Origin of the sequence: Acidovorax sp. HMWF029, from assembly GCF_003060895.1 — a bacterium.
Classification (GTDB): Bacteria; Pseudomonadota; Gammaproteobacteria; order Burkholderiales; family Burkholderiaceae_C; genus Acidovorax.
In genome coordinates, this window is record NZ_QAIH01000155.1 from 1,760 (window position 1) to 22,559 (window position 20,800).

20 protein-coding genes are annotated in these 20,800 nt (G+C 62.7%); 5 read left to right on the plus strand and 15 right to left on the minus strand.

Annotation, left to right across the window (positions count from 1 at the left end; all coding sequences use genetic code 11):
- The 10 genes from DBR12_RS10865 to DBR12_RS10910 form a co-directional block, all read right to left on the minus strand.
- A partial coding sequence (locus tag DBR12_RS10865) for a GspE/PulE family protein (RefSeq protein WP_233244392.1) occupies window positions 1-1,340 on the minus strand: 1,340 nt, incomplete at its 3' end.
- A 64-nt stretch (window positions 1,341-1,404) separates the two neighbouring features.
- Window positions 1,405-2,901, minus strand: a complete 1,497-nt coding sequence (locus DBR12_RS10870) for an ExeA family protein (protein WP_108617256.1) — start codon at window positions 2,899-2,901, stop codon at window positions 1,405-1,407.
- On the minus strand, window positions 2,898-3,851 hold the full coding sequence (locus DBR12_RS22000) for a tetratricopeptide repeat protein (RefSeq protein ID WP_146185513.1): 954 nt from the start codon (window positions 3,849-3,851) through the stop codon (window positions 2,898-2,900). Before DBR12_RS22000 ends, DBR12_RS10870 begins: the two co-directional genes overlap by 4 nt.
- Window positions 3,848-5,641, minus strand: coding sequence for a pilus (MSHA type) biogenesis protein MshL (gene mshL, locus DBR12_RS10880; RefSeq protein WP_108617258.1), 1,794 nt, complete (start codon window positions 5,639-5,641; stop codon window positions 3,848-3,850). The genes DBR12_RS22000 and mshL overlap by 4 nt, the downstream gene beginning before the upstream one ends.
- 133 nt (window positions 5,642-5,774) lie before the next feature.
- The gene (locus tag DBR12_RS10885; RefSeq protein ID WP_108617259.1) at window positions 5,775-6,362 is read right to left on the minus strand and encodes a hypothetical protein; all 588 of its coding nucleotides are present in this window, start codon (window positions 6,360-6,362) and stop codon (window positions 5,775-5,777) included.
- Window positions 6,359-7,672 carry a hypothetical protein gene (locus DBR12_RS10890; protein ID WP_108617260.1) on the minus strand — a complete coding sequence of 438 codons (1,314 nt, stop codon included), beginning with the start codon at window positions 7,670-7,672 and terminating at the stop codon, window positions 6,359-6,361. The genes DBR12_RS10885 and DBR12_RS10890 overlap by 4 nt, the downstream gene beginning before the upstream one ends.
- The gene (locus DBR12_RS10895; RefSeq protein WP_108617261.1) at window positions 7,669-8,172 is read right to left on the minus strand and encodes a hypothetical protein; all 504 of its coding nucleotides are present in this window, start codon (window positions 8,170-8,172) and stop codon (window positions 7,669-7,671) included. Before DBR12_RS10895 ends, DBR12_RS10890 begins: the two co-directional genes overlap by 4 nt.
- Entirely contained in the window at window positions 8,173-9,090 is a 918-nt protein-coding gene (locus DBR12_RS10900; protein WP_369861490.1) for a type II secretion system protein, read from the minus strand.
- 72 nt (window positions 9,091-9,162) lie between these two features.
- The gene (locus DBR12_RS10905; RefSeq protein ID WP_108617263.1) at window positions 9,163-9,996 is read right to left on the minus strand and encodes a type II secretion system protein; all 834 of its coding nucleotides are present in this window, start codon (window positions 9,994-9,996) and stop codon (window positions 9,163-9,165) included.
- Between the two features lie 22 nt (window positions 9,997-10,018).
- Window positions 10,019-10,876 carry a type II secretion system protein gene (locus DBR12_RS10910; RefSeq protein WP_108617264.1) on the minus strand — a complete coding sequence of 286 codons (858 nt, stop codon included), beginning with the start codon at window positions 10,874-10,876 and terminating at the stop codon, window positions 10,019-10,021.
- Between the two features lie 1,235 nt (window positions 10,877-12,111).
- On the opposite strand from DBR12_RS10910, the gene DBR12_RS10915 reads away from it, so the two are divergent.
- Together DBR12_RS10915 and DBR12_RS10920 are read left to right on the plus strand one after the other, a co-directional pair.
- Window positions 12,112-13,143, plus strand: a complete 1,032-nt coding sequence (locus DBR12_RS10915; protein WP_108617265.1) for a serine aminopeptidase domain-containing protein — start codon at window positions 12,112-12,114, stop codon at window positions 13,141-13,143.
- Window positions 13,144-13,350: 207 nt separating this feature from the next.
- Window positions 13,351-13,923 carry an ATP-binding protein gene (locus DBR12_RS10920; protein ID WP_108617266.1) on the plus strand — a complete coding sequence of 191 codons (573 nt, stop codon included), beginning with the start codon at window positions 13,351-13,353 and terminating at the stop codon, window positions 13,921-13,923.
- A gap of 15 nt (window positions 13,924-13,938) precedes the next feature.
- Here the strand turns inward: DBR12_RS10920 and DBR12_RS10925 are convergent, their stop codons facing one another.
- Window positions 13,939-14,907 carry a DMT family transporter gene (locus DBR12_RS10925; RefSeq protein ID WP_108617267.1) on the minus strand — a complete coding sequence of 323 codons (969 nt, stop codon included), beginning with the start codon at window positions 14,905-14,907 and terminating at the stop codon, window positions 13,939-13,941.
- An 89-nt stretch (window positions 14,908-14,996) separates the two neighbouring features.
- Between DBR12_RS10925 and DBR12_RS10930 the strand changes: the two genes are divergently transcribed.
- Window positions 14,997-15,863 carry a LysR family transcriptional regulator gene (locus tag DBR12_RS10930; RefSeq protein ID WP_108617268.1) on the plus strand — a complete coding sequence of 289 codons (867 nt, stop codon included), beginning with the start codon at window positions 14,997-14,999 and terminating at the stop codon, window positions 15,861-15,863.
- A gap of 141 nt (window positions 15,864-16,004) precedes the next feature.
- Window positions 16,005-17,147 carry a zinc-binding dehydrogenase gene (locus DBR12_RS10935; RefSeq protein WP_108617269.1) on the plus strand — a complete coding sequence of 381 codons (1,143 nt, stop codon included), beginning with the start codon at window positions 16,005-16,007 and terminating at the stop codon, window positions 17,145-17,147.
- Between the two features lie 236 nt (window positions 17,148-17,383).
- Here the strand turns inward: DBR12_RS10935 and DBR12_RS10940 are convergent, their stop codons facing one another.
- From DBR12_RS10940 to DBR12_RS10950, 3 genes are read right to left on the minus strand one after another with little or no spacing between them, the layout of a single operon-like run.
- Complete coding sequence (locus tag DBR12_RS10940) at window positions 17,384-18,037, minus strand: DsbA family protein (protein WP_369861494.1); 654 nt, start codon at window positions 18,035-18,037, stop codon at window positions 17,384-17,386.
- A 12-nt stretch (window positions 18,038-18,049) separates the two neighbouring features.
- Complete coding sequence (locus DBR12_RS10945) at window positions 18,050-18,358, minus strand: hypothetical protein (RefSeq protein ID WP_108617273.1); 309 nt, start codon at window positions 18,356-18,358, stop codon at window positions 18,050-18,052.
- 50 nt (window positions 18,359-18,408) lie between these two features.
- A complete protein-coding gene (locus tag DBR12_RS10950) occupies window positions 18,409-19,275 on the minus strand; it encodes an MBL fold metallo-hydrolase (protein WP_108617271.1) in 867 nt (288 codons plus the stop codon).
- A gap of 124 nt (window positions 19,276-19,399) precedes the next feature.
- Here DBR12_RS10950 and DBR12_RS10955 point away from each other — a divergent pair, with 124 nt between their 5' ends.
- On the plus strand, window positions 19,400-20,293 hold the full coding sequence (locus tag DBR12_RS10955; RefSeq protein WP_108617272.1) for a LysR family transcriptional regulator: 894 nt from the start codon (window positions 19,400-19,402) through the stop codon (window positions 20,291-20,293).
- 272 nt (window positions 20,294-20,565) lie between these two features.
- Here DBR12_RS10955 and DBR12_RS10960 read toward each other — a convergent pair.
- Window positions 20,566-20,800: tripartite tricarboxylate transporter substrate-binding protein (locus DBR12_RS10960; RefSeq protein ID WP_255575915.1), on the minus strand; the 235-nt coding region annotated here is incomplete at its 5' end.

The following is a 20,800-nucleotide window of genomic DNA, read 5'->3' on the forward strand; positions in this document are numbered from 1 at the left end:
GGGCAGATGCGGCGCACAAGTCGCTGGTTGATCACCGCCACAAGGTTCTCGGCAATCGTTTCGGTGTCCACACCCAGCAGTTTGAGGCGAGGCATTACACCGAAAATGCTGCCCACGTGCAGTGTGGACAGCACCAGGTGACCTGTGGACGATGCGTCGAGCGCAGCGCGTGCTGTTTCAGAGTCCCGGATCTCTCCGACCAAGATGATGTCGGGATCGTGACGCAGAAAGTGCCGCATGGCATTGGCAAACTCATAGCCGGCACGGCGGTTCACTTCGGTCTGGCAGGCGACAGGAACACGGTACTCCACCGGGTCTTCCACGGTCAGCACGTTGCGCTCGATCAGGGGCTGCATTCGCAGTGCCGCGTGCAGCGTCGTGCTCTTGCCGGAGCCTGTCGGCCCCGTAATGAGTATGAGGCCATGCGGACGAGAGAACGCTTTGGCCATGATGGCGACGTCCTCTTCGAGAAATCCCAGATCAGCCAACTTGTCCAGATTGCTGCGTTCGGGCAGCAATCGAAGCACCATACGTTCGCCAAACTCGGAAATCAGCGTTGACACACGGATGGTGAAGTTGTGCTCCATCACCTGGGCTGTGAAGCTTCCGTCCTGTGGCAGGCGCTGCTCGCTGGCGTCCATGTCTGCCTGCAGCTTGACGTAAACCACCAAGCGGTCAAGAGCGGGCGAGAGTGCGAAGACGGGACGCAAAACTCCGTCCACACGGAGCAAAACCGAACGGCTGCGCGCCGTGGGTGCCAAGTGGATATCCGTCGCCCGTTCGCGCACCGCCAAGTGCAGCATGTGCTCCAGCAAACGCGCAGGACTGTAGGCTCGATCCACGTCGGCTTCCAGCTTGCGGACCTCGCTTTCGATCAGGCGTGCAGGAGGATGCTCTGCGAAGTAGTAGTGCTGCTGAATAGCCTGGGCAACACTGTCAAATTCGCCTTGAAAAAAATGGCAGCCCTTGCCCAGCTTGCGCTGCACCAGTTCGGTCACTGTGTTGGGCTGCGCGTCGCCCAACACCACCTCAATCAGTCCTTCTTCGTTTTCACGCACAGGGAGAAAGCCATACGTCAGACACAAGGATCTGTTGAAGATACCCGCCACCGCCGTGTCGGGCTCTGGCATTTCGTCGGCGTTGACGAAGCGAAGTCCGCGCTGTCCCGCGAGCTGGCGCGCAACTTCGTTGGCACTTGCAAAACCCAGCTCCACCAAAAGGTTGCCCATCGGCACCTTCTCGATTTTCTGCTTTTGCAGCACGTAGTCGATGGCAACTGCCGACACTAGGCCCGCATTGACCAACGCGGCGCCCAGCGAAGGGCTCTTGTCGCGCAGCACCGCCAAGCGATCTTCGGCCATGGGGTCAGCAGGCAGCAACGGGCCCGAGGCCTCAAGCAATGATTCAGCGGGGGGATGCATCCTGATGCTCCAGAAGTAAGAATGTCAGTTCGTCAGGCTTGCCCGTTGGGGGCAGGCCGTGCTGCAGTTGAAAGCGGGCGAACGCCTCCCCAGTCTTCGAACCAAAAAAACCGTCATCGGGCTCACGTCTGTCCAGCAAGCCCATGCTTTTGAGCTTGCCCTGCACCTTGCGCGTTGCCTGCTCGGCAGCCTCGATCTGGCGTACGTTGTTGCGCCCCAGCCATGCAATCCAGGACTCCTTGTCCACACTAAAGCGGCACAGGCGAGGCGAGAGCTTCAGGCTATCCGCCATACCATCAGGCAAGCGATGCACATGCACTACTTCATCGGGCGCTGCGGCAGCCTGCAACTGTTTTTCACAAGTCTGACGTGGAGACGGCATCGCTCCTGAGGTGGTCGCCCTTGCTGCAGCGGGGGGCACTGAACCGGGCGAAAACTGCGATGCTTGAGACTCGGCTGATGCGGTCGAGCGGGCGGTCTCCGACGGGCGGTTTGTATCCACCAATACTGCCGTTGGCGTAGAGCGCCCACCCGACTGGGACACCAACCCCCAACTGGCGAGTGTCACTGTGGCCGTGGTTCCAGCCAACAGGCCAGCCAGTACCCACGCCTTGCGACTGTGGTTGCCACTGGTCACTTTGGCTACCGCAACTGCTTCGTCCCCCAAAGCAGGCAAGTCGTATACGGCACGCTGAACGAGCTCAGCAGTGACCGCTGATGCTCTCGTACTGGCCAACCCGTACAGGCAGCGATCCAACACCAGATGAATGCGCCGGAGATTGCCTTGCGTGGCACGATGCAACAAGTCGGTAGCGGCAGGCTCGATAGACAGACGCCCTTCCGCTCCAGCCGCGTTGACGCGAAAATCGAAATAGCGGGTGACTTCGTCCTTCTGCAAACCTGATAGCCGGGCGTGCTTGATGATGCGGCTCTTGAGCTGGCGCAGCTCTGGTGTTGCCAGAGTCTCCTCCAGCTCGGGCTGCCCCACCAACAAGATCTGCAGCAGCTTTTCCTGACCGGTTTCCAGATTGCACAGCAGTCGCACCAACTCCAGCGATTCCACGCTCAGGTTTTGTGCATCGTCGATCACCAGCAGGTTGATTTCGCCCGCTTGGTGCCCTGCAATCAGGAACTCCGTCAGCCGCGCCAACCCCTGCTCCACCGAATCCGACGGTGCCAAGCCGAAGTCCGCCTGTATGGCGGAAAGCAAAGCGCTGTCCTGTAAAAAGGTATTCAGGATCAGCGCCGAATGGCACTTTTTGCCACCGAGCGTATCCAGCAGACGCCGTACCAAGGTGCTCTTGCCCAGCCCCACCTCTCCCGTCAGCAGAACGAAACCCTTGCGCGCTTCAATGCAGTGCACGATCTCCGCAAAATCCTCCTCCAGCCGTGGCGTGAAGAAATACGAACCCGCATCCGGCGTAGGCGGAAACGGGTTGCGCGACAACCCCAACGTGGCATAGATGGAACTGGCTGTCATTGCCGCGCAGCGGGAGTGAACTGTGCCAATGCGGCTCGCAGCGAAGTGGAATCGGGACGCACGCGCAAGGCGGCATCCAGCGTGGCGCGTGCATCTTCCGGCCTTTGCTGGCGAGACTGGATACTGGCCAAATTGATCGCGGCTTCTTCATCACCAGGTAGACGCTCCAGGATGACACGATAGCCATCGGCCGCACCAGCGTCTCGTCCTGCACGCAAGTCAAACCACGCTTGTGCGCGCAGAAGTCCCAGAGACCCCGCTGGCAGCCGCTCGTTCAGCGCAGCCAACTCGCGCTCTGCATCTGTTGTCCGGGACTCTTTCATAGCCGCAACGAAACGGGCAAAACGAAGCTCCACAGGGGTGTCATCCACCGTCGCCGCCGCTGCAGTGACGGGCGCAGCAACTGCGTTGGTGCGATTGGTACCCTGAGCCTGCCGCGTCGAGCTCAGGCGGGTCACCGCCGGAGCCGCAGGCGTAGCAGAATCGTTGCGTTGGCTCGCAACTGCTACCGGTTTCGGTGCGGCAGGCTCCATCACAACCGACGGAGCGGGAGCTGGCAAGGCCACAGGCGCAGGGGCCGTGATGGAAGGCGCGGCAGCCATCGCAGAAGCTGGCACTGCGGCAGGCTCAGCGGAGGCCACCAATACCGGAGTTTGCGAAACCGCTGCAGGCGCAGCCGCCTCCGAGACAGGAGCCACAACCACCATAGGGGAGGAAGTGGGAGCGGGACTCGGTGTCGCAGCCATGGGCGGTGGCAGCGCTGTGGGTTTCATCTGGGTCTGCCAGACAAACCAACCCAAAATCCCAGCCCCCAATACAACGGCGAAAGCCAGCAAGGCATCCAGCCATGCAGAACGGCCACGTACAGCCGCCTTGGAAGCCCTTGCCATGGCAGGCTTGGAATCTTGAGGCGCATCCATGGATTTCAGCGCGTCGTGGATGAGACTCATAGCACACGCACCCGCAAGACAATCACCAGTTCACGGCTACCGTGCACCTTGTTTTCATTCCCGAGAAGCTTGCCCAACAATGGCACGTCGGACACGCCAGGTGCACCGCGATCGTTGTTGGAACTGCGCTGGTCAATCAACCCCCCCACAACCACCACGTCGCCATCGCCCACATTCAGTGTGGTGGTCAGTCCCTTGTAGCTCACCTTGGGAAGCGATACGAGGTTGGAGCCACCGACTGCCACCAGCTGCAGGCTGGCAGGATCGACATCGCTCTGCATGGGGTTCAGCAACAGTTCAATACGACCATCGTCACGCACCATGGGAAGCACGCCGACCATGACACCCGAAAACACCGTATCGGTCTGCACACTGGACGATGTGGTGGAAGCTCCACCGCCAGGTACTGTCTGTGTGGATGCAGACTGGGATACATAACGCGAACTTGTACCCACCGAAAGCAATGCGGGGGTACCGTTGCGCACCTGTACGTTGGGGTTGGACAACACCTTGAGGTTGCCAAAAGAGCGCAGCGCGTTGATCACGATGCCGTAGTTGCTGCCCTGGTAAGACACACCCAGAGCAGGCCCAGCCACGCTGCCGATCAGCGCAGCGGGAATGGAGATTGCACGCGATGGGTAGCCCGTTCCAGCGTTCGGCAAACTGCCCGAACTACCGCCCAACTGCATGGGTGAAGAGCCAAAACCTGCCGCCAAACGACTGCGCAAGGATGTCCAGTCCACACCAAACTCGAAGTTGTCAGACAGCTGAACATCGATCAACTGCGCCTCGACATACACCTGCTTGCCCAACACCTTGTGGACCTGGGCGAGCATCTTCTCGACAGCGCGCATCTTGGAAGGCCGAGCCTTCACATACAACGTGCCCGTCATCTTGTTCAGTGTAAAGCCACTGTCTTCGGTCATAGTGGCCAAGGGTGCCTGCTGCGACTGAGCGGGCCGGGCTGGGTTCGCCCCGCTCCCAATCCAGGAAGACGAGGAGGAACCTGGGGTCGTCATCGTCAGGTTTTGCTGCTGCATTTGCTGCTGGGCTAAGCGGTCTTGGTTGGCATCTCCCAGCACTGACTTGAGGGCTGTTTCGATCTCCTGGTACGGATCCGTGCTGCCGCCACCAGAGCCCGACATGGTCAAGTTGCCCTGCTGCGCACCCGATCCACCACCACCGCCGCCACCGCCGCCGCTGCCACCACCCGAGCTGGTACTGCCGAACACGTTACCGCCGGAACCCATCTGGATGCTGGTCTTGGTATTGAGAAAGTTAAGGGAGAAGAACTTTTCCTCGGTCAGGTTCACGCGCAGCGTATTGCCCCGAAACTCGCCAGCCACATCGTAGGTACGAAGCACTTCATTGAAGCCTTCGCGCAGTGTCACCTGGCGCAAGTGCATGTCCGCAAGCTGGCCGCCCTTCAAAACATTGGGATCTACGATCAGATTCAGGTTTCCTGCGTCAGCGAATGCGCTCAGGATCTGGCTGATGCTGGCTCTGGACATCGCCACGTTGATCAGCTTGCCTTCCAGGGGATCGAACACCGGAGCCACCGGAGCAATGACGGGTGCCGCAGCGGTCTTGTTGATCTCGGCCAGCAACATCTGCTGATGTACCAACAAGCGCTGTGCTTCTTGTGCTGCATGCTCGCGCATCTGGTCCGCCGCCGAGGTGTCTGGCGGTGGGAGGCTGGCGGCGCTGCGGGGCGAAGGGCTGGCGCAACCAGCCACCACCAAGGCGGCACATACCAGCGCCAATGGCTTGAAAAAAGGAGGATTGTTCATGTCGCTGTCCTTGGCGCTACTTGCGTGTTTTCTTGAATTGGTCATGAGGAGAGGCCGACGGGAGCACGCAACGCAAGGTGCTCATCGAACCGTACGTCAACACTGGCTGCCTGCTGCCAGCGGGCCTTCGTGATCATGGCAAGCTCTTAATGGGACCGGGTTGCCCGCCTGGCAGACCAGTGCGGAACTCTTGGGTATTGATGCTCGCCAACGAGCCATCCGGCCAACGCAACGTGCCCACCCGCAGGTCGCTTTGAGGCAGTGTCAGCGTCTGACGACCCAGACGTTCAGTGACCACAGCCTCACTCGGGCGAACCTGCACCACGCGCCCACCCCCATCCAGCCGGGCACCTTGGCGGGCCAACTGGCCGTCAATCACGACCGACTGCCGTTCAGATGCCAGATCATCCAAATGCAGCGACAACGAGCGGCGCGGCATCTGCACACTGCCTACTACATCGGAGCCCGGTACGGGAAGTGCAATCAGGCGCTGCGGATCGGTGCCAGCTGTCGTCGTCTGGGCCTGAATGCGTGACATGGCCCCAAAGGCTTCGGTCACCCGTGCCTGATCGGTGCGCAACGCGGCAGGCAAAGGCGCCAACTCCACGGTCATGGGGCGCATCGACGGCGTACGCGCCTGGGTGAGCTGAAACACGCCATAAAGCCCCCAGCCGAGCAAAAGAATGGCGAGTCCGTTGAGAAGTAAAGCCGCGTATTTCATGGTTTCACATTTCCTGGTGCTGCGGCGTTGGCCACCAGCTCATACGAGAAAGAACCTGGCAGTGTGAAGGTGGGATCCACGGCCTTGAGTGTCCAGCCAGCTGCGGCCATCTGCGACACCCAGCGCGTCACAGAAGCAGAGGCTCCGGGCGCGACCGCTCCGTCCACACGAAAGGCTTTTCTGCTCGGTTGTGCACTGCCCAACGAGTTCGTCGTCTCCAAGCGCACCCGCTGAATCCGAATGTCTTTGCTGGATGCGGCCTTCAACACGGCCATGAACGCCACTGGATCGTGGCGCGCACCTTCATCCAGCGTGCGGGAGAACTCGGCCACTGGCAACAGCTTCTGCGGAGCGTCGACCGACGACACCGCCTGAATGCGGCTTTGCAGCGCCTCCAGCTCGGCGCGCTGACTCAAGCCTGCGTCGCGTTGCTGATCAGCCAGTTGACCAACCAGAACACCTGAAATTGCCAGCACGACACCTACCAGTGCCGTCACCACAGTGATCGGAGCGACCCAGCGCTCGGCACGCCATGCAACCCGTTCTAGACCCGGATTCAGCGCATGACGGCCAGCCGCCTTGCGCGCCAGCGTTGGCATGACCGTATGCACCCTGTCAGCCGCCAGTACCATCTCTTGCGCATGCAACACCACAGGCGCGCCGCCTGCCACACTGCGCACAGCCGCCAAGCAAGTCTCTACGTCTGCCGGTTGCGCGGACCACAAAGTGCCCCACTCGATCGCATCGGCACCCAGGCGCGTCAGCAAAGCACTGTGATTGCTGGTCAACACCTGGGCCGCGCTGGCCATGGCTGAAGGCCCAGATCCCAGCGCTTGGGTAGAGCCAAACGTCATGCCTTCTTCGGACTGCACAAAGCACATAAGCCGCCGCTGTGTCAGCACGATACGCGCACTGCCAGAGCCCACACCGTCGCACAGCAGGCCGCCGGCCATCATCACCAGACAATGGTCGTCCTGCTCCTTGGCCCACTGCGTGCAGCGTTGCCACAGATCCAGGGAGATGGCCGAAAAGAACACCTGAAAGCCACCAGGCAACTTGAGCAGGCGATGCACCACCACATGGGCGGCGCCTTCAACGAGGCCTTGCGTGCGCACCCTCTTTTCCACCAGCGCGGCGGCGTAATCGGTCTTGCCTTCAAAACGCCAGACGTCAGTGTAGACGTCGTCCATGTCGAGCACCACCAGCGCGCTGTGCGTCAGGCGCGGCCAAGCGGGAACCTCTTCTACCTGATGTCCGCGGCAGTGCAACCACCCCGAGCTGGCAACGCGATACACATGTTCTGCACTCATGGGGTCACCTTCGGCGATGGAGAAGCGGCCGCTGTCTGAAAATGCAGCGTGCCCGTGACCCCAAGCAAAAGCCCTTGGTCACCAGGCAGCGGCGGCTGAAACAGGCTGGCCTCAGGCGACACGGTCCCGATCTCAAACACATCGGCCACGAAAATCTGCCCCGCGCCGCCACGGCCCAGCTCACCCAGAAACTGGGCAGCCTCGACCCGCGTGGCCGGAGCCACGGCCCGGCGCAACCGGCGCTCGCCCCATTGGGATGGGTCAAAGCCCATACGCTCCACCTGCTGCGACACATCTTTGATAGAACGCACCAGTTGCTCGCGCCGCTGCACTTCAGGCACAAGACTGCGGGCGCTTTCGAGCCCCTGCTGCAACTGAGCGAATTGCTGACGCTCCCAAGCCAGTTGCTTGAGACCGCGTTGCGCCAACCAGGCCCCACCGCCAAGAACGGCAGTGGCCAGGGCCAGGCAGGCCAGCTTGAGCGTACGGGTGCCGTTCAATTACTGCTCCATGATCCAGTGGGCGGTCAGCAAGATGACCTGGTCCTCGTCAAAGGTACGGCCGGCAGTAGTGCCCCCCGCATTGCCCGCTGTGTTGACCACGGCCGAGCGCGCGTCGCTGTTGTTCATTTGCGTGCTGTTGCCGCTACCGACATTGATGGCAACGCCTTGCGTGTTGTTAGCCTCCCACTGATTGCCTGGGGCATTGGCGTCGGTCGACGCAGTCTGCTGCGGACGGCCCTGGATGCGGAACCGACCCTCGCGCGAGTCAGGCTTGCCGTCGATCACTTGATCCATGAACCTTGCTAGGTCTGGCGTCAGGCCGCGGATCACCATCACGTTGCCTGCACCACTTGCAACGCCCGCATTGTTGAACTGGAAGCACACTTGCAGCTCTGCAGGATTGCCGTTGGAATCGATGTAAAGGAAGCGGTCTTCATGCCCCTCACCACGGCCAGGGGGCATGCGGACGCCTGCCTGTGTCATCAAAGTACGCAGATTCAACGAAGCCAGAGTGGCGTCACCCGCGCCCACCGTGTCTGCTGCATAGCCCTGGCCTGAACAGATTTTGCGACCACGGTCAGTGAAACTGGCAGGGATACCGGGAACAGCCATGGACCCTGCTCGCGTACAGGCATTGCCACCGTTGATAGAGGTCTCGGAGCCATCCACCATGTAAGTCGGCGCTTGCTGGCAGTCACCCACCACCACGCCGGTGCGCTGGTAGTACTGGTCGTACGCCATCTTCCACTGATACGCAAACTTGTTGACCGCCTTCTGGTACTCAGCATTTCGCTGAACATCCTTGGCAATGGCCACAGCACCGATGATCAGGCCGATTACGGCCAGCACAATGGCCAGTTCGACCAGTGTGAAACCTTGCTGGACCTTGCGGCCCAACCTGCGAAATGAGTGCATTTTTGTCATTGAAACCTCCGACGAGGGGAATAAGTTGTGTAAAGAGTCAGTGATTGAAGGGCTCGCGCCACATCACTGATTCATGCGGTAGATGGCCGTGACGATGGCGATCTGGTCTTCGTCAAAAGCACGGTTGTTGTTCGTACCGATCTGATCGCGGTTGGTGGCTTGCCACTCCTGCCCCGGCTCATTGGGATTGGTGCCGCCAGCGTTGTTCAGCACACCCTGGCGACGGAAGCGGCCTTCACGCTCATCAGGCTTGCCGTCGATCATTTGGTCCAGCGCGCGTGCCAGATCAGGCGTCAGCCCGGTGATGACCATCACGTTACCTGCGCCATCACCCACTGCATTGGCCGCAGAGCCGTTGCCTAGCGGCACGTTCCACTGGAAGCACACCTGCACTTCTTGTGGGTTACCGTTGGAATCCAGGTAGACATAACGATCCTCCAGACCTTCCGCACGACCCGGTGGCATACGGATACCAGCGCGTGTCATGAGCGCACGCAGATCAGGGTCTGTACCGGCGGTGAATCCTCGCGTCATGCCCTGACCTGCTGCAGCGCGGCAAATGGCATTGGGTGGCGTAACACCGGTCATATCGCGCCCAGATCGTGTTCCAGCGGCCAGAAATCGTTCGCCATTCACCATGTTTTGGGGCGCCGTCTGGCTGTCCCCAAGCACAACGCCATTGCGCTGGTAGTACTGGTTGTACGCCTGCTCCCACTGGTCGATGAACTTGTTTTTGACCTTGGTGTACTCGGCGTTGCGCTGCACGTCCTTGCCAATGGCCACTGCGCCAATGATGAGACCGATGACCGCCAGCACAACAGCCAGTTCGACGAGCGTAAAACCCTGCTGACGCACAGAGCGCGGGCGACGGGTCAGGTTCTTGAATACGTGGTTCATGATGTTGTTTCCCTCGCCCTGATTACTGGTTCATCTTGTAGATGGCGGTCAGGGTGATGACCTGCTCTTCGTCACGGGTGTTACCCGCGCCAGTGGCTGTAGTTGCTGTAGCGCCGCGGCCATAAGAGTTGTTGGCCGACCATTCAACACCGGGTCCATTGGGCGTCCCGTTGGCCACGTTCCGCAGACGGAAGCGACCCTCTTGCGCATCGGGTTTGCCGTCGATCATCTGATCCAGCATGCGAGCCAAGTCAGGGGTCAAGCCAGCTATGACCATGACGTTGCCTGCACCTTCAGGCGTCGTTGGTCGATTCCACTGGAAGCACACCTGGATTTCCTGCGGAGAGCCGTTGGTATCGGTGTAGACGTAGAGGTCCTCCTGACCCTCGGCACGACCCGGTGGCATGCGGATACCCGCTCGTGTCATGTGGGCACGAAGGTCATTGACGTTCACGGTGAAGGGGCTGTCAGAGCGCATGGCTCCCGCCTCAGGATTGCGAGCGCAAACGGGGAGCGGCTCGGAGCCGACCGCAACCAGCGTTGCCATGTCGCCTCCCGACGTGGGCGCTCCGGCCGCTGCCACGTACCCAGTCCCGTTCACCATGATGCGCGGAGCCGTCTGACTGTCACCCACCACCACACCCGTGCGCTGGTAGTACTGGTTGTAGGCCTGCTCCCACTGGTCGATGAACTTGTTTTTGACCTTGGTGTACTCGGCGTTGCGCTGCACGTCTTTGCCGATGGCAACCGCGCCGATGATCAGGCCGATGACTGCCAGCACAACGGCCAACTCCACAAGGGTAAAACCACCCTGCATCACTCGGGAACCGGGAGAACAATGTGCGCGCCGAGCAGGCAAGACGGAGAGAAGTGATCGCATGATTTCCTCAAGCGTTGAAAAAGAGTGAGCGCGAAGATTACTAAACGTAACAAAAATTAACAAATCAAAAACGGTCTCGGCGAACGGACTGTTCAACCCCCAGCAACCGCGCTCGATCGCTCACAAAGGCGCCGAAAAACGGCAATCCCGCGGAACAAAAAAGCCATTGATTTAATGATTCAAATCAATGGCTTAACGAACAATTCGACTTGGCATAGGTCTTCAAAAAAAGATGCGGAAGCATCGCGCATGCAGACTTTCGTGGCCATAGTGCGTATGTATTAGTGACACAACAGCAACAAAAACAAACAATTACCCGGGAGTTTCGATAACTTTTATCTATCGCAGTGACAAGGACTTCCAAGAAGTTGCCAGCGCCAGCCCTTTGCCTTGAAAACCAAGGCGCAAAACTGCGGCAAGCGTGCTCGTCGAGATAGCGCACGCAAGCGTTGGGATGGGATTCGGATTGAAGTGCTTGACAGTGCGCGCCCAGAACAGCCCCAGCAGCGCAGGCCCTGGAGTTCAAACGGCCCGGCTGGTGCGCTCTGAAGAAGGTCGCGGTGCCGCGCCACGCGGTCCTCAGACACGCCAGAGCTCTGCAGCCGCTGCGCCGCCCAATTCGACATCGGTCGAATCAGGCCCACGCCGTCGAAGCGCCTGCAGGGGATCGCCAGCGCCAAGCCTTCCAGCTTTCAACGTCTCAGGGACCAGGAATCGCCGACCACCACTTGGCCGCAGCGGTCCATTTTTCAGTGTCTTTCTTACACCGTGGCTGGGCTATCGCGATGGGAGCAAAGCAAAAACGATCATCGCTGGGGGCCATTCTTTTAAGACCTTCGGTTTGTGCTACCGACGCTCCAAACCCGACAGACTCCTACCCACCGCCCACGCCCACCATCAGAACGCAGCCGTGTGCGGGCACGCGTTCGGCCAACAGAATGCGGACCATGGGCAACAGGCCACCGTAGCCGGGCACGTTGCGGCGGGTGCCTCCGCAGAGGCCACTGCAGCCGCGGTGGCTGAAAAAATTTCGCATCAAATTGGCGTTCTCCGCGCTTCCAGAAAGCGCTGGAAGCTATTGATTACATAGCACCAATGCCCAGCATTGGGTGGGTTTTGCTGCACCCTGATGGCTGGGTAAACAGATTTGCTGATCGGTGAAGCCCTGGCGCCCAAGCTGCGGCACACTCGGCAGGCAAAGCCTCCGTGGTTCACAACTGCGCCAGCACATCACCATGACCTTTTCATCGCTGCATCGCTTGCGCGTTCGCGCGCGTTTTACTTCACGCTCAGGCCTGGGTATTCGTTTGCTGTTGGCCGCAGCGCTAGGGTACGCCGCCATCTTGGCCCAGGCGGCGGGCTTTGCATTCATTGAGGTGCCTGCGGACAAGAAGGGGCCTGCGCTGCGTGGCGCCGTGTGGTCGCCTTGCAGCACGCCGCCGGGCCGCATTGACCTGGCGCCGCTGGTGCTGCAAGGCACGCGCGACTGCGCCGTGGCTGGCCAGGGCTTGCCGCTGGTGGTGGTGTCGCATGGCGCGGGCGGATCGGCCCTGGGGCACCACGACACTGCCGCCGCACTGGCCGACGCAGGCTATGTGGTGGCCGCCATCAACCACCCGGGCGACAACTTTCAGGACCTGAGCCGCCAGGGCCACCTGTCGGCCTTTGCAACGAGGCCGGTGGATATGAGTCGGCTGACGGACTACATGCTGGGCACATGGCCCCAGCGCGCGCAGCTGGACGCGGGCAAGGTGGGCTTTTTTGGCTATTCGCGCGGCGGCTACACGGGGCTGGTGGCCATCGGTGCCAAGCCAGACTGGACGCTGCGCCCAGACCTGTGCCCGCCGCTGTCCATGCGGCCCCTGTGTGGCGAAATTCGGCGCAATGAGATCCCCGCCACACCAGCGCCGGACGCGCGCATCAGGGCTGCGGTCATCGTGGACCCGCTGAGCGTGTTCGATGCCAAGGGGCTGGGGCAGGTCGGCGTGCCGGTGCAGCTGTGGGCCTCGGCATTGGGTGGCAGCGGTGTGACGCTGCAAAGCGTGGAAGTGCTGCGCCAGGGCTTGCCCCGCGCACCCGACTGGCATGTGGCCGCCAACGCGGAGCACTATGCCTTTCTGGCGCCCTGCCCGCCCGCGCTGGCCGAGGTAGCGCCGGAGATTTGCCGCGATGCGCCGGGGTTTGACCGGGTGGCGTTTCACCAGGGGTTCAATGCGAAGGTGGTGGGGTTCTTCCAGCAACATCTGGCGGCGGGCAAGGCGCCCTGAGCGCAGTTCGGCATTCGCCACACCGCCCGACCGATGGGTTGACGCAGCCCGCAGCAGGCACCTACACTGCCTCATCGCGTTTGACCTTTTGGGTCGGCGCGAACCGCAAAGCCCTCCGCCACCGTCGAGGGCTTTTTTTCGTCCGTCGTATAGAAAGCTCTCTCTGCTTGCAGGGAGGGCTTTTTTGCATTTTTGGAGCCCTTTCTCATGCACACCACGTCAAACCACACAGCCCCCGCAGCCGTTGCGCGCACCGCCCCTCGCATTCACCTGGTCATCGGCCCCGCAGGCGCCGGCAAGTCCACCTTTGCCCGCCAATTGGTACAGCAGCACAGCGCCGTGCCGCTGAACCTGGACGACTGGATGGCCACGCTGTTCTCGCCCGACCGGCCGGACCTGCCTGGCGCCGATGTGATGGCCTGGTACATCGCGCGCACTCAGCGCTGCCTCTCGCAGATCTGGAAAACTGCCGAAGCCGTTTTGCACGCTGGCACCGATGTCGTGCTGGAGATTGGCCTCATCCAGCAGCAGGAGCGGGATGCGTTCTATACCCGCATGGGGCATTGGGCCGAAGCCATGACGGTGTACGTGCTGGACGCCCCGCGTGAGCTGCGCCGTGCGCGTGTGAATCAGCGCAATACCGAAAGGGGCGAGACGTTTTCCATGGTGGTGCCGCCTCGCATTTTTGAGCTGGCCAGCGACCTGTGGCAACCACCAGACCAGGCTGAGTGCGAGGCGCACACGGTGGTGTTCGTGCCGCTGAAAGATCACCCGCTGTGACGAAGGCCGGGCAGATCAACCCGCGCTGGCGGCGGCCTTGCCCGGCCGCCGCAACGTCCACAGCGCTGCCGCCATCAGCCCCACACCCGCCAGTTGCACGGGGCTGAGCGTGCGGCCATACACGGCCCAGTCCACCAGCACGGCGGTCAGCGGGTACACAAACTGCAGCACCGCAATGCGCCCCAGCCCCAGGCGTGCCATGCCCGCAAACAGCACCACATAGGCCAGCCCCGTGTGCAGCACGCCCAAGCCCAGCAGCCAGCCCCAGGCGGCGCCCAGCGGCGGCCAGCCCACCGCCCAGGGGGCCCAGGCCAGCGCCACTGCGCCCACCAGGCACTGCCACAGCGCCATGGCGTAGGGGCTGATGGCCTTTTGTGTGTTGGCGAGCAGCGTGACGCCCGCATAGCAGAGCGAGCCGCCCAGGCACATCAGCACACCGGCCAGGTAGCCTTGGCTGCTGTTGCTTGCGGCGGCGGCAGCGGCTGTGCCGTCGAGCAGCCCGGTGGTCAGCACCAGGCCTGCCAGCGCGGCCAGGGTGGCCAGCCACTGGATGGGCGAGATGGCCGCTCGCAGAAACAGCGCGCCAAACACAATGACCCAGATGGGCTGGATGTGAAAGATGACCGTGGCAACGGCGATGGAGGTGCGCGGGATGGCCGCGAAGAACAGCGCCCAGTTCAGCACCATGAGCACGCCCGAGGCACAGGCCACCCAGCGGGCGCGGCCGTTCAGTACCAGCTCACGCCCCCGGCCGGTGGCCAAGCACCACGCCAGCAGCGCCATGGCGCCAAATGCGCAGCGAAACCACACAGTGACCAGCGGGTGCTGGCCCGCCTCTTCCACAAACACACCGATGGTGCCCAGCAGCACGCCACCGGCAATCAGCAGCCACTGGCCGTCGCGCTCGCGGGTGGGGGCATTGGCGGGTTGCGGTGTGCTGGCAAGCGATGGCGATGCGGCGGTGTGGGATGGGGAGTGGCTCATGCTGCATATGCTCCGGTTTTCTAGCCACTCTGTAAAACGGATAAATCAAACGGTTACCATTCGATAAACGAATTCAAAGCAAACCGCCCATGAACTACCCGGACTTCCAGATCGACTGGCTGCGCGCCTTTGTGGCGGTGGTGGATGCGGGCTCACTCTCGGGCGCGGCGCCGCTGGTGCATCGCTCGCAATCGGCCGTGAGCATGCAGATCAAGAAGCTGGAGACGGCCCTGGGCCGCCCGGTGCTGCTGCGCGGGCCGCGCCACCTGGAGGTAACGCCTGCGGGGGCCGAGCTGCTGTCGTATGCGCGCCGTGTGCTTGATTTGCAGGCCGAGGCACACGCGGCGCTGTTTGGCCCCAAGCTGGCAGGCCGTGTGCGGCTGGGTGTGCCGGACGACTACGCCAGCGCCTACCTCACGCCGGTGTTGCGCAGCTTTGCGCACCGCTACCAGGGGGTGGAGATTGAGCTGACCTGCGAGCAGTCCACCTCGCTGATCCCGCGCATCACGCGGGGCGAGCTGGACCTGGCGCTGGTCTCGCAAGACAAGCCGCAGCGCGGGCGCTTTCTGTTTGACGAGCCGCTGGTGTGGGTGGGTTCGCCGCAGTTTGAGGTGTGGCGGCGCGACCCGCTGCCGATTGCGGTGTACGAATCCACCAGCATGGCGCGGCAGGCCACCCTGGCCGCGCTGGCCACACGGCGGCGCGGCTACCACCTCGTGTACCACAGCCCCAGCTTGGCGGGCCAGCTGGCCGCCGTGGAAAGCGGCCTGGCAGTGGCGGTGCTCACGCGATGCAGTGTGCCGCCCCACCTGCAAATCTTGCAGAACCTGCCTGCAGAGTTTGACCTGCCGCCGCTGGATTCCATGCATGTGGCGGTGTTGCGCAGCAAGGTGTCGCAGCGCTCACCGGCGGTGAATGCAATGTATGAGCAGGTGGTGCGGACGCTGGGGGGTTGAGCCCGCAGGCACACACAGGCCAACCCTGCAGCCACAAGGCACTTGCGCGACGGTGTTTGCTGCGCAGTCACGTTCTAATGCTTGGCACCGGGCCGCGCTGTGGAACACAAGGCGCGCCCTCTTTCCTCTCGAAAGGCATTCATGACCACCACCATCCCCACCACCGCATTGCAACTGCGCTCCCTCGTACAGCCCGACGGCACGCTGCAGATCAGCCTGGAGCCCACGCCCGTGCCCAAGCCGGGGCCCGATGAGGTGCTGATCCAGGTGCAGGCCACGCCCATCAACCCGTCAGACATCGGCCTGCTGCTGGGCCCGGCCGATTTGTCTACCGTGCAGGTCACGGGCACGGCCGACCGGCCGGTGGCCACGGCGCGCATCCCCGAGCGCGCCATGCCCAACATGGCCGCACGCCTGGGCCAGAGCATGCCAGTGGGCAACGAGGGCGCAGGCCTGGTGGTGGCCGCTGGTGCATCGCCCGCCGCGCAGGCGCTGCTGGGGCGCACGGTGGCAGTGATTGGCGGCGCCATGTACTCGCAATACCGCGCCATGCCTGCGGCGCAGTGCCTGCCGCTGCCCGAGGGCACGACAGCGGCCGAGGGCGCGTCGTGTTTTGTGAACCCGCTCACGGCCCTGAGCATGGTCGAGACGATGAAGCGCGAGGGCCACACCGCGCTGGTGCACACCGCTGCGGCCAGCAACCTGGGTCAGATGCTGAACAAGGTGTGCCAGAAGGACGGCATCGGCCTGGTCAACATCGTGCGCAAGCCCGAGCAGGCGGCGCTGCTGCGCGGGCTGGGCGCGCAGCATGTGTGCGACAGCAGTGCGCCCACCTTCATGGCCGACCTGACAGACGCACTGGCCACCACCGGCGCCACCATTGCGTTTGATGCCACGGGCGGCGGAACGCTGGCCGGGCAGATCCTGCAGTGCATGGAGGCCGCCATCAACCGCACCGCCAAGGAATACAGCCGCTATGGTTCAGCCGTGCACAAGCAGGTGTACCTGTACGGCCACCTGGACACGCGCCCGACCGAAGTGCACCGCACCTTTGGCATGGCCTGGGGCATGGGCGGGTGGCTGCTGTTTCCGTTTTTGCAGAAGATTGGCGACGAAGCCACCCAGGCGCTGCGCGCGCGTGTTGCGGCCGAGCTGAAGACCACCTTTGCCAGCCACTATGCGCGCACCGTGTCGCTGGCGGGAGCGTTGAGCGCGGAGGCGATTGCGTTTTACGGGCCGCGCAACACCGGGGCCAAGGTGCTGATTGATCCGTCGATGGAGTGAGCAAAAGAGCGGGCACTTCATACGGACTGGCTTTTACCTATTCCGTCCTGTTCGGGCTGAGCCCGTCAAAGCCTTGCGCCGCGCTTCGACAAGCTCAGCGTGAACGGGTTTTGATGAACCCACCCTCAATCACCCAACACCGTTCTGGCTGAGCCCGTCGAAGCCCTGCACAGCGCTTCGACAGGCTCAGCGTGAACGGCTTCTTGGTGTCTAAAAACGGCGCACTTCCGCTGCATTCAATCCGCAGCTGCCGCCCGCACCAGCGCCAGCAACTGCTCGCGCGGCCCCAGCAGTGCATCGCCACCCAGCAGCCGCAGCGCCCCGCCCTGCCCCGTGACCACCAACTGCGGCACGCCGCGTGCACCCACAGCGCGCAGCGTGGCCTGGGCGGTGGCGGTGCATTCGGCGGTGACGCGCTGCAAGGCGGTGTCTGGCGACAAGGCCAGGGCGGCGGCTTGTTGCAGGCCCAGGGCGCGCAGCACTTCGGCGATCACGGCGGGGTCGGTATTGTCGCGGCCATCCACATAGCGGGCGTGCTGCAGGGCATGCAGCGCGTCCAGCTCGCGCTCGGGTGCTATCTGCGCCACGGCTGTGAGGGCCAGCGTGGCGGGGCCGGAGTCAAAGCGGCCGTTGGCTGCGCCAAGGATCTGGTCGCGGTAGGCCTGTGTGAACGGCTGGCCGGTGAGCTGCTGGATGCGCTGGTCGTTGGCCCAGGCGTAGGTGGCAAATTGCGCGTCCATGGGCCGCGCGCCTGCGCCTGCGAACAGGCCGGTGGGGGCCAGCACCACCGCGACACCCTCCTGCGCTTGCAGGAACTTGAGCGCAGGCGCGGCGGCATAACACCAGCCGCACAGGGGGTCAAACAGGTAGGTCACCTTGATGGTGGGCATGGCGGTCATAGGTCAGGATCTCTCTACAAAGTCAGGCGGTGTGGATGTGAACGGTGCCGCTGCTGGTGCAGCGGTTGCTGCCAGCGCGGCTTCAAACGCCGCAATTTCGTCGGCCAGCGTGCCCCGGCTGCGGAAGTGGCGGGCGGCGCGGTCGTACCAGTTTTCGGCATCTTCCAGGTCACCCTCTTGCAGGTGCAGGATGCCGTGCAGCCACGCAGCGAGCATGGAGCCGTCGTGCTGCACCAGATCGTGCGCCGCGTTCCAGCGCCCGGCGTGCAGGTGCTGCAGGACTTGCTGGAGCGGGTGTGTAGCGGTCACGATCTGGTTCCTTTCTTTCAACAACTTGCTTTGACGGCTCTCAACACGTCATCTCACCACTTCATCTCGCCCTTGTTGACCTTGGCGCCGATGTCCAGCGACAGGCCCATGGGCGCTGCGGGGTAGGCCTTTTTCATCGCTTCGATGAGTTCAGCGCTGGTCTTGGTGGCGGCGGCGTTCTTTTCAAACGCTTGCAGGTAGCCCTTGGTGTAGCTGATGTTGGCAGCGTCCAGCTTGCCACCGGCGGGCATGTGGCCGGGCACCACCACCGTGGGCTGCAACGCGGCCATTTCGTCGAGCTGGGCCACCCAGGCGCTGCGCTCGGCCACCGTTTGCGTGTCGGCCGTCCACACATGGGTGTTGGTGCCCACAACGCCAATGTTGCCCACGATAGCCTTGATGGACGGAATCCACGCATATGGGCGGTGCGCCAGCAGGCCGGTGGTGCCACGGATCTCGACGGTCTGGCCGTCCACGCTCAGCGTGTTGCCCGCGATGGCCTTGGGCAGCACGGGCGTGCGCGGCGCGTTGGCGCCCATCTTGGGGCCCCAGAACGAGAGCTTGGTGGCGAGCTTGGCGTTGATCTTCTCCAGCACGGCGGGCGTGGTCACCACGTCGGCCTTGGGGAAGATCTCTTTCAGCGTTTCCACGCCAAAGTAATAGTCGGGGTCGGCCTGGCTCACGTAGATGGTTTTCAGCTCTTTGCCGCTGTCGAGCACGTTGGCGGCAATGCGCAGCGCGTCGGCACGGGTAAAGCCGGCGTCGATGACCATGGCTTCCTTCTCGCCATAGACCAGCGTGGAGTTGACGTTGAAGCTGTTGCCGTCGGCGTTGTAGACCTTGACCTGCAGGGGCTGGGCGGCCTGGGCGCCGGTAAAGGCAACAGCAAGGGTGGCGGCAATGAGGGTGGTGCGGAACATGGGGGTTTCTCCAGGGTTTTGAGAGGTTGTGCAGATGACGGAATGAAGTTTATTTGCTCAAATCGGTCTAATAAACCCGATAATTCGCGCATATTTGTTTCAAAAATCGATCAAATAACCCCCTATGGACCGCCTGACCGCCATGCATGTGTTTGCCGAAGTCGCCACCAGCGGCAGCTTCAGCGCCACCGCCGACAAGCTCGATATGTCGCGTGCCATGGTCACGCGCTATGTGGGTGAGATGGAGCAGTGGCTGCAGGCGCGGCTGCTGCAGCGCACCACCCGCAGCGTGACGCTGACCGACGCGGGCGAGCACGCGCTGCGCCGTTGCCAGCAGATGCTGGCGCTGTCGCAAGACCTGGAAGAAGAAACCGCCACCACCACTGAGGGCGCATTGCGCGGGCAATTGCGACTGACCTGCAGCGTGTCGTTTGCATTTGCGCAGATGGGCGCAGCGATTGCGGACTTTCTGGCGCTGCACCAAGAGCTCAAGATCGACCTGGACGCGAGCGAGGGCTCGCTGAACCTGGTGGAAAAGCGCATCGACCTGGCCATCCGCATCAGCGCCGAGCCCGACCCGCTGCTCATCGGCCGGCCACTGGCGCGGTGTGATTCGGCACTGGTGGCATCGCCCGCCTACTTGGACGCCCACGGCGTGCCACAGCAGCCCGCCGACCTGGCGCAGCACCGCTGCCTGAGCTACGCCAACTTTGGCAAAAGCGTGTGGCAGCTGACGCGCGGCGACACGGTGGAACGCGTGGGCGTGAGTGGCCATTTCAGCGCCAACGAGGCCACCACGCTGATGCGCGCAGCGCTGGCGGGCGGCGGCATTGCGATGCAGCCGACCTATCTGGTCAACCCCTACCTGGACAGCGGCGAGCTGCAGGCGGTGCTGCCGGGGTGGGACTTGCCGGTGATGACGATCTATGCGCTGTACCCGTCGCGCAGGCATTTGTCACCAGCGGTGCGGGCGTTGCTGGATTTTTTGGTGGAGCGGTTTGCGGGGGTGCCGTGGTGAGGGATGGTCGCCTTGGCTGAATTACTACAAATTTGATAGCTTCTAGCGCTTGTCCATCAGGCGGCAGGGCCCATTTGGCTCGATTTTCACAACCCTTTGAGAGCACACTGACACTCCCTCTCCCCTGGTGGGAGAGGGTTGGGGAGAGGGGGAAGCATGGGGCGCGGCGCGCGGAAGAAGAGCCCCCCTCTCCCCCTGCCCTCTCCCGCGAGGGGAGAGGGAGTGAAGACCGGGGTGGCGCGTGTTGCCAGCGCCGCTACCGGGCCTGCGGCTTACTCCGCCTCAATCCCCGCCGCCTTGATCACCTTGCCCCACTTCTGCGTCTCCGCAGCCTGGAACTTAGAGAGCTCATCGGGCGTGGTGGTCCAGGCTTCGGAGCCTGCGTTCTCGAAGAAGCTCTTCGCCGCAGCGCTCTTGGTAGCGGCGGTCAGCAGCTCGTTGAGGCGCGCCACCACCGGCGCGGACGTTCCTGCGGGTACATAGGCCGCAAACCAGTAACCCATGTCG